The following is a 12,853-nucleotide window of genomic DNA, read 5'->3' on the forward strand; positions in this document are numbered from 1 at the left end:
GCCTGCTGCTACTGGATGCCTGCTGCCGGGGGCGCGGCGGGACCCGGTGCGGGGACGACCGGTTCGCCGACGATCCGGCGGAACGCGTGCACCTGGAACAGGCCGGCCAGCGGCGCGGCGACGATCAGACCGATACCGCAGACGATGGCGCCGACGAGCATGGTCGCCCAGGTCACCAGCAGCGTGAGAATCGAATCGGAGACGCGATTCTTGGTCACGTCGACCGAGCGGCCCATCGCCTTACCCGGCGACAGTGACTCGCTGATGGTCACGAGCACCGCGAACTGCAGGAAGAAGATGGCGATGATGCCCGGGATGACGCACAGCGCATAGCCGATACCGGTGATGATGCCGACCAGGATCGCGGTGGCCAGCACCGGACCGAAGCGGATCGGCACCAGGAACGACTTCGCCGACACCGGCTCACCGTTGGCCACGCGCACGGCACCGGAGACGATGCTCGCCTGGATGTAGATCGCCACGAGGTACACGAGGATCTCGACGATGATCAGCAGGATGGTCGCGCCGACACCGAATGATGTTGTGGTGTAAGTGAGGTCGGCGCCGTAGGGGTTGGAGTACGTCTCGGTGGTGGAGGTGCCGGCCCACGACGTGGCCGTGGCGCCGAGAACCGCGGCGAGTACCGCCACGATCAGCATCAGCACGCCGGGCAGGATCATCGGACCGGGATTGGCCTTGAACTGATTCCACGCCCACCCGAACGACTCGCCGACGCTGAAGGTGTCGGGCGGAAGCTGCGCGGCGCCGTAGCCGGGAGCCGGCGCGCCCTGATACGGCGGCGGGGGAGGCACGCTTCCCGGCGGGACGCTGCCCGGGGCGGGGGCGCCGTATTCCGGTGTGCCGTATTGGGGTGCCCCGTATTGGGGCGTGCCGTACTGGGGTTCGCCGTATTGGGGCGTGCCGTACTGGGGTGGCTGTTGCTGTGGTCCGGGCGGGGTGCCGGGCTGCTGCGGGGGAGTCGGCTGGCCCGGTGCGCCGTACTGAGGTGACCCGTATTGAGGTGATCCGTACTGGGGTGATCCGTACTGGGGTTCGCCGTACTGGGGTGATCCGTACCGGGGTTCGCCGTACTGGGGTGATCCGTACTGGGGCGGCTGTTGCCCCGGAGCGGGCGGCGGTGTCGGCTGCTGCGGATCGGATTCGGGTGAGGGTGGCGTCGAATCATTCGGCGGCTCAGTCATGAGCAGACACGCTAGCAAGCTCGCGGGGTCTGGAGAAGACCACGATCAACCGACCGGGTGGCAACGGTGACGACTTCGGCATCGGGATCAATCCACGCGACGTCGATCTCCTTCGCCGGCCAGACAGAATCGACCGTCGGTGGTGAGTTCCACCAGACCGTCCACCAGCAGCGAGTCGAGTGCCCGATCACGTTGTGCCACATCGGTTGCCCACACGACGTCGAGTTGGGCCCGGTCCACCGCCGCGTCGGTGCCGCGCAGCACGTCGAGCAACAGTCCGCGCACCTGGCGATCGGTACCCGCGAATTTCTGCGTCCGCCGAGGTTTTCCGGCATGGGCGGGGCGGCCGGCACGTACCCAGGCGCAATCGGTCAGCGGGCAGGCCGAGCAGTCGGGATTGCGGGCGGTGCACACCAGTGCCCCCAACTCCATGAGAGCCGCCGAGAAGCGGGGCGCGGCGGGCGCATACTCACCGTCTCCGGTGCGGGGCAGCAGCGCCTGGGCGTCGGTCAGATCCGTGCGCGACGGATTGCCGGGCTCCGCGCGGCCGTGCACCGCACGCGCGATCACGCGCCGGACGTTCGTGTCGACGACGGGGACCGCCTGGCCGTAGGCGAAGCACGCGACCGCGCGTGCCGTGTAGTCGCCGATACCCGGCAGGGTCAGCATCGTCGTCACGTCGTCGGGCACCGCGTCGTCGTGCTCGTCGGCGAGCACGCGGGCGCACTCGTGCAGCCGCAGCGCCCGCCGCGGGTAGCCCAGCTTTCCCCACGCACGCAACACCTCGCCGGGGGTCTCGGCGGCCATCGCCGACGGCACCGGCCAGCGGCCCACCCAATCGGTCCACGGTGCGATCACCCGCGCGACCGGTGTCTGCTGCAACATGATCTCGCTGATCAGGATCTGCCATCCGGACAGGCCCTCGCGGCGCCACGGCAGATCGCGTTCGTGGCGATCGAACCAGCCGAGTAGCGCTTGCGATGGCACACTAGTCCCCATGATCGGACTGACCCCGAAAAAGGCGTGGGACGTGCTGCGCGAAGGCAACAGGCGATTCGTCGAAGGCGTGTCTGAACATCCCAGTCAGGGTATCGAGGACCGCGCCCGGCTCGCCGCAGGCCAACACCCGCACGTGGTGCTCTTCGGTTGCGCGGACTCGCGTCTGGCCGCCGAGATCATCTTCGACCAGGGGCTCGGCGACATGTTCGTGGTCCGCACCGCCGGACACGTGATCGACTCCGCGGTCCTCGGTTCGCTCGAGTACGCCGCCGAGGTGCTCGAGGTGCCACTGATCGTGATCCTCGGACACGACAGCTGCGGGGCGGTGAAGGCCACCCTCGACGCGCTCGACGACCTACAGATTCCCGGCGGCTACATCCGCGACGTGGTGGAGCGGGTCACCCCGAGCATCCTCGCCGGCCGCAGCGAGGGACTGACCCGCGTCGACGAATTCGAGGCACGGCACGTGGTGGAGACCGGGCGACTGCTCATGCAGCGCAGCCGCATCATCGCCGACCGCGTGGCCAACGGGAAGCTCGCCATCGTCGGCCTGACCTACGCGCTGAGCGAGGGTGCCATCCAGCTTCGCGGTTCGTACGGCGACATCGGCCAGGGCTATGCCGGTGACGTCAACCCGGTGCACGTGGATCACCACGGACATCACGAGGTCGGTAGCGCCAAGTCCGCGTGATCCGACGGCCGTGTGGTCGTGACCGGCGACCGGCCCGGGCCTGAACCCGAACTTTAGACTTTGCCCCGGTCAGGCCCGTTTTCTTCGGCGACACGCCGATCGGGGTGAGCCGGGCGTCGGAAGCTGGCCGTTAGCGTGGACGCGTGATCGAACCGCACGGCCCACTTCCACCCGAGATCTACTGGCGACGCCGTATCGTCGCCGGTGGCGTCGGGGTGGCTGTGCTCGCCCTCGTCGTCGGACTGATCATCTGGACCACCTCGGGTAGCAACGACTCCCCGTCGAACACCGCCGCGAACTCCGCGGTGACCTCGACCACCACGACGACATCGGAACCGGCGTCGGAGTCGTCGGAGGCGCCCGCGGGTGGCGGTTCCTACGGCGGCGGCGGAACCCCGGCGTCGGAGTCCGTGTCGGTGCCCCCGGGATCGCCCGGTGCCCCCGCGCCCGCCGGTGCCAACGGCGTGGCGCTGTGCCCCGACCAGAACGTCGCCGTGGTGCTCTACACCGACAAACCCACCTACACCACCGGTGATCAGCCCGTCTTCACGATCGTGACCACCAACGCCGGCCTCACCGCATGCACCCGCGACGTGGGCAAGGCGGCGCAGAACGTGGTGGTGCGCACCCTCGACGGAACACGCACCCTGTGGTCGGCGCAGGATTGCTCTCCGCTCAAGACCGTCAACAACGTGGTGTTGCAGCCGCAGCAGCAGGTCAAGGACACCATCACCTGGTCGGGGACCACCAGCAATCCCGGCTGCGACAAGCCGCGGGTGCAGGTGCCGCCGGGCTCGTATCAGGCCATCGGCAAGATCGGCGAGAAGGAATCGGCGCCGATCACCTTCAACGTGGTCGCTCCCGCCCAGCCCTGATCGACTAGTCGTAGCGTTCGATGCTCGTCTCGGCGAGCCGCGACAGTCCCTCACGGATGTGTCGCGCCCAGATGCTGCCGATCCCTTCCACGGCCTGCAGGTCGGCCGCCGACGACGCGAGCAGCGCCTGCAGTGTGCCGAAGCTGCGCACCAGACGGTCGATGTGGGCGAATTGCAGCCGCGAGATGCCCGCGAGCAGCCGGTAGCCACGCGGGCTCATCGCGGTGTCCTGGGCCTCGATCGTGGTGGGGTAGCCGAACGCACCGGCGAGCAGCGTGAGGTCGAGCAGGTCGGCGTCGGAGAGACCCTCGACCGCCTCGAGGGTGGCGCGGACCTCTTCGGTGGTCGCCGGTTCGGGACCGGCGTAGTAGTCGCGCACCAGCAGTTCGCGTTTCGTGTCGTTCTCGGCGATGAGCTCCTCGAGTTGCAGGCTCACCTGCCTGCCGTTCACGCCGAGTTCGAGCACGTACTCGTCGATCTCCACCGACACGCGGCGCACCATCTCCATCCGCTGGGCCGCCGACATCGCGTCGCGCAGCAACACGTAGTCCTCGATCTCCGCCCGTGACAGTGTGGCGCTCACCTCGTCGAGCCGGGCCTTGTACCGCTCGAGGGTCGACAGGGCCACGTTGGCGCGCGACAGGATCGGGTCGGGACTCTCCACCACCCGGCGTTGCCCGTCGACGTAGACGCTGACGATCGACATCGACGCGCTCACCGAGATCACCGGATGTCCGGTCTGGATGGCGGTGCGTTCGGCCGCTCGGTGCCGGGTGCCCGACTCCTCGGTCGGGATGGACGGGTCGGGCACGAGCTGCACGTTGGCGCGCACGATGCGCTTGCCGTCGGTGGAGAGCACCACCGCGCCATCCATCTTCGCGAGCTCGCGCAGCCGCGTGGGGGCGAATTCGACGTCGAGATGGAAGCCGCCGTCACAGATTTTCTCGACGTCGGAATCGTGACCGATCACGATGAGTGCGCCGGTGCCGCCGCGCAGGATGCGTTCGAGCCCGTCGCGCAGGCCCGTGCCGGGAGCCACGCGGGCGAGTGTCTCGCGCGTCAGCTCCGAGCGTGCGCCGTGTTCGGTCCGCACCACCTCGGGCATGCCCGGCCTCCCTTCACCGATGATCGCGAGACTAGGGTATCGGCACGTGAGAACAGAGTTCGCGGTGCCCGCCCACCTCGACCCGCTGCAGCGGCACCCCAAAGCGCCCGCGCCGGGCGAACCCATCCGTAGGCACAATCCGCTGTGTTTCGGCTGCGGGGCGGACTCCGCGCAGGGACTTCACCTGGTGGTGCGCGCGGCAGAAGAGAGTGCGCCAGAAGAGAGTGTGGAAGAGGAATTCGCCGTGGAGACCGAGATGACGGTGGAACCGCGGATGGAAGGCGGTCCCGGCGTCATCCACGGGGGCATCCTGTCCACGGCGATGGACGAGGTGATGGGCACCGCCCCGCTGCTCGTGGGGCCTGCCGCGATCACCGTGCATCTCGAGGTCGACTTCATCGCACCCGTGCCCATCGGTTCCACGCTGTATCTGCGGGCGCGCATCCTCGGCAAACAGCGGCGCAAGATCTACGTCGAGGCCATCGGCCACCTCGGCGACCCGCAGCAGCCGGTTGCCGTGGGGCACAGCATTTTCGTCACCATCGACGCCCGCGACCACTTCGCCGACCACCTCGCCAACAGCGGACTCTCCGACGAGCACAAGCGACGGCTGTCGCGGCCGTAGCGCGACCGCTCAGAACGAGGCGTCGACGACGGTGAGCGTGGCCGCCGCGATGGCCGATTCCACGTCGCGCGCCCGGCTGATCCGCATGCCCGACGGCAATTCGTCGTCGGTGGCCTCGGGCACGATCGCATGCCGGAAGCCGAGTCGTGCGGCCTCGGCGACCCGCCGTCCCACCGACGTCACCCGGCGCACCTCGCCGGTCAGGCCCACCTCGCCGATCGCGACCGTCGTATGCGGGATCACCATGCCGCGCTGACCCGATGCCACCGACAGTGCGATCGCCAGATCGGCGGCGGGTTCGGTGACGCGCATGCCGCCGACGGTGGCGACGTAGATCTCCCGTTCGTGCAGCGGCATCTTCATCCGGGCCTGCAGCACGGCCAGCACCATCAGCACGCGCGGCTGATCCAACCCCGACACCGCGCGGCGCGGATTGGCCATCGTCGTCGGATTCGACAGCGACTGCACCTCGCCGACCAACGCCCGCCGGCCGTCCATCGTGACCATGTTCGCCGTACCGGGGGTATCCGAATCACGTTGGTGCAGAAACATTCCCGACGGATCGGGCACTTCGTGGATGCCGTCGGAACGTTGTTCGAAGCAGCCCACCTCGTCGGCGGCGCCGAACCGGTTCTTGATGCTGCGCACCATCCGCAGCGCGGAGTGTTTGTCGCCTTCGAAGGAGAGCACGACGTCGACGAGGTGCTCGAGTGACCGCGGGCCGGCCACCGCGCCGTCCTTGGTGACGTGCCCCACGAGCACCACCGCGATCCCGCGGTTCTTTGCCAGCGACACCAGCGCGGTGGTGACCGCGCGGATCTGGGTCACCCCGCCGGTCACGCCGTCGGTGCCCGCGGCCACGACGGTCTGCACCGAGTCGACGACGAGCAGGCTCGGCGCCACCGCGTCGACGTGTCCGAGGATGGTGGCCAGGTCGGTTTCGGCGGCCAGATAGACGTTCTCGTGCACGGCGTCGGTGCGCTCGGCGCGCATCCGCACCTGACCGGCGGACTCCTCGCCGGTCAGATACAGCGCTCGTCGCCCGCCGCGCGCCCAGTGTTTGACCGTTTCGAGCAGCAGCGTGGACTTGCCGACGCCGGGTTCACCGGCCAGCAGGATCACCGATCCGGGAACCACGCCACGCCCGAGCACGCGGTCGAATTCACCGACCCCGGTCGGGATGGCGACCGAGCCGGCCGCATCCACCCGCGTGATCGGCAGCGCCGGACTCGACGGGGCCACCGCGGCGTGCCGCGACGCGGCCGCCGGGGCCGCGCTGACCGACTCGTCGACGGTGCCCCACTCGCCGCAGTCGGGGCAGCGGCCCACCCATTTGGCCACCTGATGACCGCAGGCACTGCAGCGGAAGGAGGTTTTCGTTTTGGCCACAGCGTCAGCCTAGAGGCGGCCACGGACAACTCGGGTCAAGCGCCCCCGAACGTCGGCGATCGACGATCAGTGCCCGGGCAGTTCCTGCTCGTAGGCGTGTTCGTCGGCGGGCTGCTCGGCCTCGCGGACCTTGTCCTGCCGCGTCAGCAGGGTTCCGGAATCGACCGGCGTGGTCACGGTGACGTCGCCGGCGGGAACCGTCGACCCGTCGGGGTTGACCTGCGCGAAGGTGAATGTGAGCGGGGTGGTCAGTCCGACGGCGACGGTGTCGCCGGTGCCGTCGAGGGTGGCGGTCATCCGCTTCTCGGCGTCGGCGGCGTTCTGGGGCGCGATCAGCGCGGCGGGATAGCCGGCGCGCAGCGACTTGCCGGGCATGATGTCGTACTTGCCGCTCAGAGTGACCGTGCCCTGCTTGGCGGTGACGTTGAGAAGGCGATAGGTGTTGGTGTCGCTGCCGTTGGCGATGACCCAGGAGAGCTGGAACGGACCGCCCTTGTCGAACACCTCGGCCGCGTTGTCGGTGGGGTAGATGATCTGCACGTCGCGCAACTCGATCTGGCCCAGGTTGGCGTTGGCGCCGTTGACCGCGGGGAGCTGGTTGGCGGTCTGGGAGATCTGTCCGGCGCCGCACCCGGTGGTGCCGAGCGCGATGGCGATCCCGGCGGCGGCCACGGCGGTGGCCTGCGCCAGCCGGCGCACACGCCGACTGCCCGGCTGGGGCAACCCATTTCGAGATGACACAGACACCTGTTCCTCCCAGGAGATCGAAAGCCGAATCGCGCCCGCGCGAACCCTGCACTACGCAGCGTAGTGGGCCGGGCACCCAAAAGCCCGACGGGGTGCCAGATTGGTCCCGACGAGTCGTCCCGGCCCGCGTTCGGGTGCCGCCGCGAGGGCGGGTCAGGTGGCGTGTGCAACCAGGTCTTGCGCGTGACCTCAACCCCTGTTATGGGAGCGGCCCGCACCAGCCCGAACACCCACGCCGACGAGCGTGTAGGGCGTTGACCTGCACCGTTGGGTGTGCCCCAAAACACCCCCGTGCTAGACTGGCCCTACTCGAAAGGGGCATGGAACATTGAATTTCAAAGTTGGCGACACCGTTGTCTACCCCCATCACGGTGCTGCCCGGGTCGAAGACATCGTGACCCGGACCATCAAGGGTGAGCAGATCGAATACCTCGTCCTCAAGGTTGCCGATGGTGACATGACGGTCCAGATTCCCTCCACCAAGCTCGAATACGTCGGCGTACGCGACGTCGTCGGCGAAGAGGGACTCGATCAGGTCTTCCAGGTACTACGCGCGCCCCACACCGAGGAGCCCACCAACTGGGCCCGCCGATTCAAGGCGAATCAGGAGAAGCTGATCTCCGGCGACATCATCAAGGTCGCCGAGATCGTGCGTGACCTGTGGCGCCGCGAGCAGGACCGTGGCCTGTCCGCGGGGGAGAAGCGCATGCTGACCCGTGCTCGTCGCGTGCTGGTCGACGAGCTGTCGCTGGCCCAGAACACCGACGACGAGAAGGCGACCACCATTCTCGACGAGGTCCTGGCCGCCGCGTCCTGACGAGCGGCGTCGATGATGCCGACCGTCGGAGTGGTGATCCCCGCCGCGGGATCGGGCACCCGGCTCGGTGAGCCGGTACCCAAGGCGTTCGTCGACGTCGGCTCCCGCACCATTCTGCAGTGGTGTGTGGACGGTGTGCGGGCGGCCGGTGTCGCCTCGACCGTCGTCGTGGTGGTGCCCGCCGACCTCGTGGCCGACGCGTCACGCCTTGTCGGTGACGACGTGCTGGTGGTGGCCGGTGGTGCTCACCGATCCGAATCCGTCCGGGCCGGGATCGACGCACTCCCCGACGACGTCGACGTGGTGCTCGTGCACGACGCCGCCCGGCCGTTCACCCCGGCCGCGGTGTTCGAGCGTGTCATCGCCGCCGTCGCCGCGGGCCATCGTGCCGTGGTGCCCGGACTTCCCGTCGCCGACACCCTCAAGCAGGTCGGTGCTCCCGGCACCGACGGAGCCCAATCGGTGATCCGGACCGTCGACCGCGAACCGTTGCGCGCCATCCAGACACCGCAGGGCTTCACCCGCGACGCCCTCGACCGCGCGCACGCGGACGCTTCCGGTCTGGCCACCGACGATGCCGGTCTGGCCGAACGCTGCGGCATCGCCGTGCACGTCGTCGCCGGTGATCCCCTCGCACTGAAGATCACCACGCCGTGGGATCTGCGGATCGCGCGAGACATCGTGGTGGCCGAGGCGAGCGCCCCGACCGCGACCGGGTCACGAGAGTGGGCGGAATCATGAGGGTCGGCATCGGTACCGACGCACACGTCGTCGACCCCGAGTCGCCGTGCTGGATGGTGGGCCTGTTCTTTCCGGACACACCCGGCTGCGCCGGACACTCCGACGGCGACGTGGGCGCCCACGCACTCTGCGACGCGGTGCTCTCGGCCGCCGGCCTCGGGGACGTCGGTTCGGTATTCGGCACCGGGCGACCCGAGTGGGCGGGCGTGTCGGGGGTGCGGATGCTCGCCCACGTGGCGCAACTCGTCTCCGAAGCCGGATACACGGTGGTCAACGGGGCCGTCCAGGTGATCGGCAACCGACCGAAGATCGGTCCCCGCCGCGCCGAGGCGCAGCAGGTGCTCGGTGACGCGCTCGGCGCGCCGGTGTCGGTGTCGGCGACCACGACCGACGGGCTGGGCATGACCGGTCGGGGCGAGGGTGTCGCGGCCGTGGCCACCGCCCTGCTCGACGACCGGTAGAATCGCACGTCGTGACCCTGCGCTTGTACGACACCGCTGCCCGCGAGGTGCGCGACTTCGAGTCGCTGCGCCCCGGACGAGTGACGGTGTACCTGTGTGGCGCCACCGTGCAGGGCGTTCCCCACATTGGTCACGTGCGCAGCGGCATCGCTTTCGACGTGTTGCGCCGTTGGCTCGAATACCGCGGCAACGACGTGCTGTTCGTCCGCAATGTGACCGACATCGAGGACAAGATCCTGCGCAAGGCCGCCGACGCGGGACGTCCGTGGTGGGAGTGGGCGGCCACCCACGAGCGGGAGTTCACCGCGGCCTATGACGCCCTCGGGGTGCTGCCGCCGTCCGGCGAGCCGCGAGCCACCGGCTTCATCACGCAGATGGTGGAGTACATGGAGCGGCTCATCGACCGTGGCCACGCCTACGCCGCGCAGGGCAACGTCTACTTCGACGTGCTCAGCCAGCCCGACTACGGCCAACTCTCCGGCCATCGCCTCGACGACGTGCACCAGGGGGAGAGTGCCGGGGAGGGCAAACGCGATCCCCGCGACTTCACCCTGTGGAAGGCGGCCAAGCCCGGCGAACCGTCGTGGCCCACGCCGTGGGGCCGGGGGCGGCCGGGCTGGCATCTCGAATGCTCCGCGATGGCCACGTCGCTCCTCGGTCCTGAGTTCGACATTCATTGCGGCGGAATGGATCTCGTGTTTCCGCACCACGAGAACGAGATCGCGCAGGCGCACGGCGCCGGGGACCCGTTCGCGCGGTACTGGCTGCACAACGGGTGGGTCACCATGGGCGGCGAGAAGATGAGCAAGTCGCTGGGCAACGTGGTGTCGATCCCGGCGATGCTCCAACGGGTGCGGGCCGTCGAACTGCGGTACTACCTGGGCAGCGCCCATTACCGCTCGATGCTGGAGTACTCCGACGGCGCCCTCACCGAGGCGGCCGCCGGATACCGTCGGGTCGAGTCGTTCATCGACCGCGTCGCCTCGCGTGCCGGTGACGTGTCCGTCGGCGAGGTGCACCCCGATTTCGCGGCCGCACTCGACGACGACCTCGGGGTGCCGGCGGCACTGGCGATCGTTCACAACGTTGTGCGACAAGGTAATACGGCACTGGAATCCGGTGACGGCGAGGCCGCGTTGGCCGCGGCCGCCTCGGTACGCGCGATGATGGGTGTGCTCGGCGTCGACCCGCTCGACGCGCACTGGGCCGAAACCGGCGACGACTCGTCGGCGATGTCGGCGCTCGACGTGCTCGTCGACGCCGAGTTGCGTCGCCGGGTGCAAGCGCGTGCGGAGAAAGACTGGGCGACCGCCGACGCCGTGCGGGATCGGTTGTCGGAAGCGGGAATCGAGGTCACCGACACTCCCGACGGGCCCACCTGGGCACTCAAGGGTCAGTAGGGCAGGGGTACGCAATGGCAGGCAACTCCAGGCGCCGCGGTGCGGTACGCAAGTCGGGTTCCAAGAAGGGGCAGACCGTCGGCTCCGGCGGTCAGCGCAGACGCGGGCTCGAGGGTCGCGGCGCCACGCCGAAGGCCGTCGACCGTCCGTATCACCCGGCGCACAAGCGGGCCAAGGCCAACTCGAAAAACGTTGCGGGGCGGCCCGGTCCGCGACGCAAGGACGACGGTCCCGAATACGTGCTGGGTCGCAACCCGGTGCTCGAATGCCTGCGCGCCGGGGTGCCCGCGACCGCGTTGTATCTGGCGACCAACTCCGAACCCGACGACCGCGTGGCCGAGGCGGTGAAGATCGCCGGTGACCACGCCATCGCGATCCTCGAGGTGGGCAAGCCGGAGCTGGACCGGTTGTCGGCCAACGGGTTGCATCAGGGCATCGCCCTGCAGGTTCCCGAATACTCCTACGCGCACCCCGACGACCTCATGGCTGCCGCGATCGAGAGTGGCACGCCGCCGCTACTGGTGGCGCTCGACAACATCACCGACCCGCGCAACCTGGGTGCGGTGATCCGCTCGGTGGCCGCTTTCGGCGGTCACGGTGTGCTCATCCCGGCGCGCCGCAGCGCCAGTGTCACCGCCGTGGCCTGGCGCACCAGTGCCGGCGCCGCGGCACGGCTGCCGGTGGCGCAGGCACCCAATCTGACTCGGACACTGAAGGATTGGGCGGCAACCGGCGCTCAGATCGTCGGCCTCGACACCGAGGGCGCGATGAGCCTCGACGACTATGACGGAACCGGGCCGACGGTGATCGTCGTCGGCTCCGAGGGCAAGGGGCTGTCGCGGCTGGTCCGCGAGACCTGCGACTCCATCCTGTCCATCCCGATGGCCGGCGACGTGGAGAGCCTCAACGCGTCGGTGGCCGCGGGCGTGGTGCTCGCCGAGTTCGCCCGCCAGCGCCGCCACGTCTGAGGACCGCCCGGCCCTTCCCCGGGCGTCACGCCGTCCGCACTCCGATTCCGGCCCCGACCAGCGCGTCTCGGACCGCACGGGCATGGGCCACCGCGCCCGGGGTGTCGCCGTGCAGGCACACCGACTCCGCACGCACCCGGATCGTCGACCCGTCGACGGCCGTCAACGTTCCGCGTTGCACCAGCTCCACCACCCGGCCCGCGATCTGCGCACTGTCGGCGAGTACCGCCCCGGCCTCGGTACGCGGCACCAGCGTGCCCTCGGGCGTGTAGGCGCGGTCGGCGAATGCCTCGGTGATGATGGGGATACCCGCGTCCGACGCCGCGCGCAGCACCTGCGATCCGGGCAGGCCCATCAGCGCCAGCGACCCGTCGTACTCGCGCATCGCGGCCACCACCGCAGCGGCTTGCCGTTCGTGGTTGACGATCGTGTTGTACAGCGCGCCATGGGGTTTCACGTAACTGACCGACCCGCCGGCGGATCGTGCGATCGCCTCGAGCGCACCGATCTGATACAGCATGTCGGCGGTGAGTTCGGCGGGCGCGATGTCCATGAAACGTCGACCGAAACCCGCGCGGTCGGGGTAGGACACCTGCGCCCCGATCCGCACCCCGGACTCGACGGCCGCGCGGCAGGTGGCCAGCAACTCGGCCGGGGTGCCCGCGTGGAAGCCGCACGCGATGTTCGCGCTGGTCACCAGCGTCAGCATCGCCTCGTCGTCGCCGACGCCCTCACCGAGGTCGGCGTTGAGGTCGATGGACGTCCCACCGTCATCGGTGATCGCGCCGTCGGTCATGCCGCCATGGTAGGTGGCTCACACCGGATCGTCGTTC

Annotated in this window: 14 protein-coding genes; 8 read left to right on the forward strand and 6 right to left on the reverse strand. The window is 69.2% G+C overall.

Going from position 1 to position 12,853, the window contains the following annotated elements; translation table 11 throughout:
* Nucleotides 1-8 precede the first annotated feature (8 nt).
* Both ACWDSI_RS09860 and ACWDSI_RS09865 read right to left on the reverse strand, forming a co-directional pair.
* The gene (locus ACWDSI_RS09860) at nucleotides 9-1,202 is read right to left on the reverse strand and encodes a hypothetical protein (RefSeq protein WP_449756426.1); all 1,194 of its coding nucleotides are present in this window, start codon (nucleotides 1,200-1,202) and stop codon (nucleotides 9-11) included.
* Between the two features lie 87 nt (nucleotides 1,203-1,289).
* Nucleotides 1,290-2,201 carry an A/G-specific adenine glycosylase gene (locus ACWDSI_RS09865; RefSeq protein WP_449756427.1) on the reverse strand — a complete coding sequence of 304 codons (912 nt, stop codon included), beginning with the start codon at nucleotides 2,199-2,201 and terminating at the stop codon, nucleotides 1,290-1,292.
* On the opposite strand from ACWDSI_RS09865, the gene ACWDSI_RS09870 reads away from it, so the two are divergent.
* Nucleotides 2,200-2,892 (forward strand): carbonic anhydrase, encoded by a 693-nt coding sequence (locus ACWDSI_RS09870; protein ID WP_449746897.1) that lies wholly within the window; start codon nucleotides 2,200-2,202, stop codon nucleotides 2,890-2,892. The two genes, ACWDSI_RS09865 and ACWDSI_RS09870, sit on opposite strands and share 2 nt — an antisense overlap.
* A gap of 143 nt (nucleotides 2,893-3,035) precedes the next feature.
* Nucleotides 3,036-3,767 (forward strand): hypothetical protein, encoded by a 732-nt coding sequence (locus tag ACWDSI_RS09875; RefSeq protein WP_449756428.1) that lies wholly within the window; start codon nucleotides 3,036-3,038, stop codon nucleotides 3,765-3,767.
* 4 nt (nucleotides 3,768-3,771) lie between these two features.
* Here ACWDSI_RS09875 and disA read toward each other — a convergent pair whose 3' ends face one another.
* A complete protein-coding gene (gene disA / locus ACWDSI_RS09880) occupies nucleotides 3,772-4,872 on the reverse strand; it encodes a DNA integrity scanning diadenylate cyclase DisA (RefSeq protein WP_449746899.1) in 1,101 nt (366 codons plus the stop codon).
* A 19-nt stretch (nucleotides 4,873-4,891) separates the two neighbouring features.
* Between disA and ACWDSI_RS09885 the strand changes: the two genes are divergently transcribed.
* Nucleotides 4,892-5,497 carry a PaaI family thioesterase gene (locus tag ACWDSI_RS09885; protein WP_449756429.1) on the forward strand — a complete coding sequence of 202 codons (606 nt, stop codon included), beginning with the start codon at nucleotides 4,892-4,894 and terminating at the stop codon, nucleotides 5,495-5,497.
* A 9-nt stretch (nucleotides 5,498-5,506) separates the two neighbouring features.
* Here ACWDSI_RS09885 and radA read toward each other — a convergent pair whose 3' ends face one another.
* Both radA and ACWDSI_RS09895 read right to left on the reverse strand, forming a co-directional pair.
* On the reverse strand, nucleotides 5,507-6,886 hold the full coding sequence (gene radA, locus ACWDSI_RS09890) for a DNA repair protein RadA (protein WP_449756430.1): 1,380 nt from the start codon (nucleotides 6,884-6,886) through the stop codon (nucleotides 5,507-5,509).
* A gap of 66 nt (nucleotides 6,887-6,952) precedes the next feature.
* Nucleotides 6,953-7,633, reverse strand: coding sequence for a hypothetical protein (locus ACWDSI_RS09895; RefSeq protein ID WP_449756431.1), 681 nt, complete (start codon nucleotides 7,631-7,633; stop codon nucleotides 6,953-6,955).
* Nucleotides 7,634-7,961: 328 nt separating this feature from the next.
* Here ACWDSI_RS09895 and ACWDSI_RS09900 point away from each other — a divergent pair, with 328 nt between their 5' ends.
* The 5 genes from ACWDSI_RS09900 to rlmB are packed head-to-tail and all read left to right on the forward strand — an operon-like array spanning nucleotide 7,962 to nucleotide 12,020.
* Nucleotides 7,962-8,450, forward strand: a complete 489-nt coding sequence (locus ACWDSI_RS09900) for a CarD family transcriptional regulator (protein ID WP_419222544.1) — start codon at nucleotides 7,962-7,964, stop codon at nucleotides 8,448-8,450.
* 12 nt (nucleotides 8,451-8,462) lie between these two features.
* On the forward strand, nucleotides 8,463-9,191 hold the full coding sequence (ispD, locus tag ACWDSI_RS09905) for a 2-C-methyl-D-erythritol 4-phosphate cytidylyltransferase (RefSeq protein WP_449756432.1): 729 nt from the start codon (nucleotides 8,463-8,465) through the stop codon (nucleotides 9,189-9,191).
* A complete protein-coding gene (gene ispF / locus ACWDSI_RS09910; protein WP_449746904.1) occupies nucleotides 9,188-9,652 on the forward strand; it encodes a 2-C-methyl-D-erythritol 2,4-cyclodiphosphate synthase in 465 nt (154 codons plus the stop codon). The genes ispD and ispF overlap by 4 nt, the downstream gene beginning before the upstream one ends.
* Before the next feature lie 11 nt (nucleotides 9,653-9,663).
* Entirely contained in the window at nucleotides 9,664-11,052 is a 1,389-nt protein-coding gene (gene cysS, locus ACWDSI_RS09915; RefSeq protein WP_449746905.1) for a cysteine--tRNA ligase, read from the forward strand.
* A gap of 14 nt (nucleotides 11,053-11,066) precedes the next feature.
* Nucleotides 11,067-12,020 carry a 23S rRNA (guanosine(2251)-2'-O)-methyltransferase RlmB gene (gene rlmB, locus ACWDSI_RS09920; protein ID WP_449746906.1) on the forward strand — a complete coding sequence of 318 codons (954 nt, stop codon included), beginning with the start codon at nucleotides 11,067-11,069 and terminating at the stop codon, nucleotides 12,018-12,020.
* Between the two features lie 25 nt (nucleotides 12,021-12,045).
* Here rlmB and ACWDSI_RS09925 read toward each other — a convergent pair whose 3' ends face one another.
* Entirely contained in the window at nucleotides 12,046-12,816 is a 771-nt protein-coding gene (locus tag ACWDSI_RS09925; RefSeq protein WP_449746907.1) for a LamB/YcsF family protein, read from the reverse strand.
* Between the last annotated feature and the right edge of the window lie 37 nt (nucleotides 12,817-12,853).

The sequence above is a fragment of the Gordonia sp. NPDC003429 genome, from assembly GCF_053588575.1.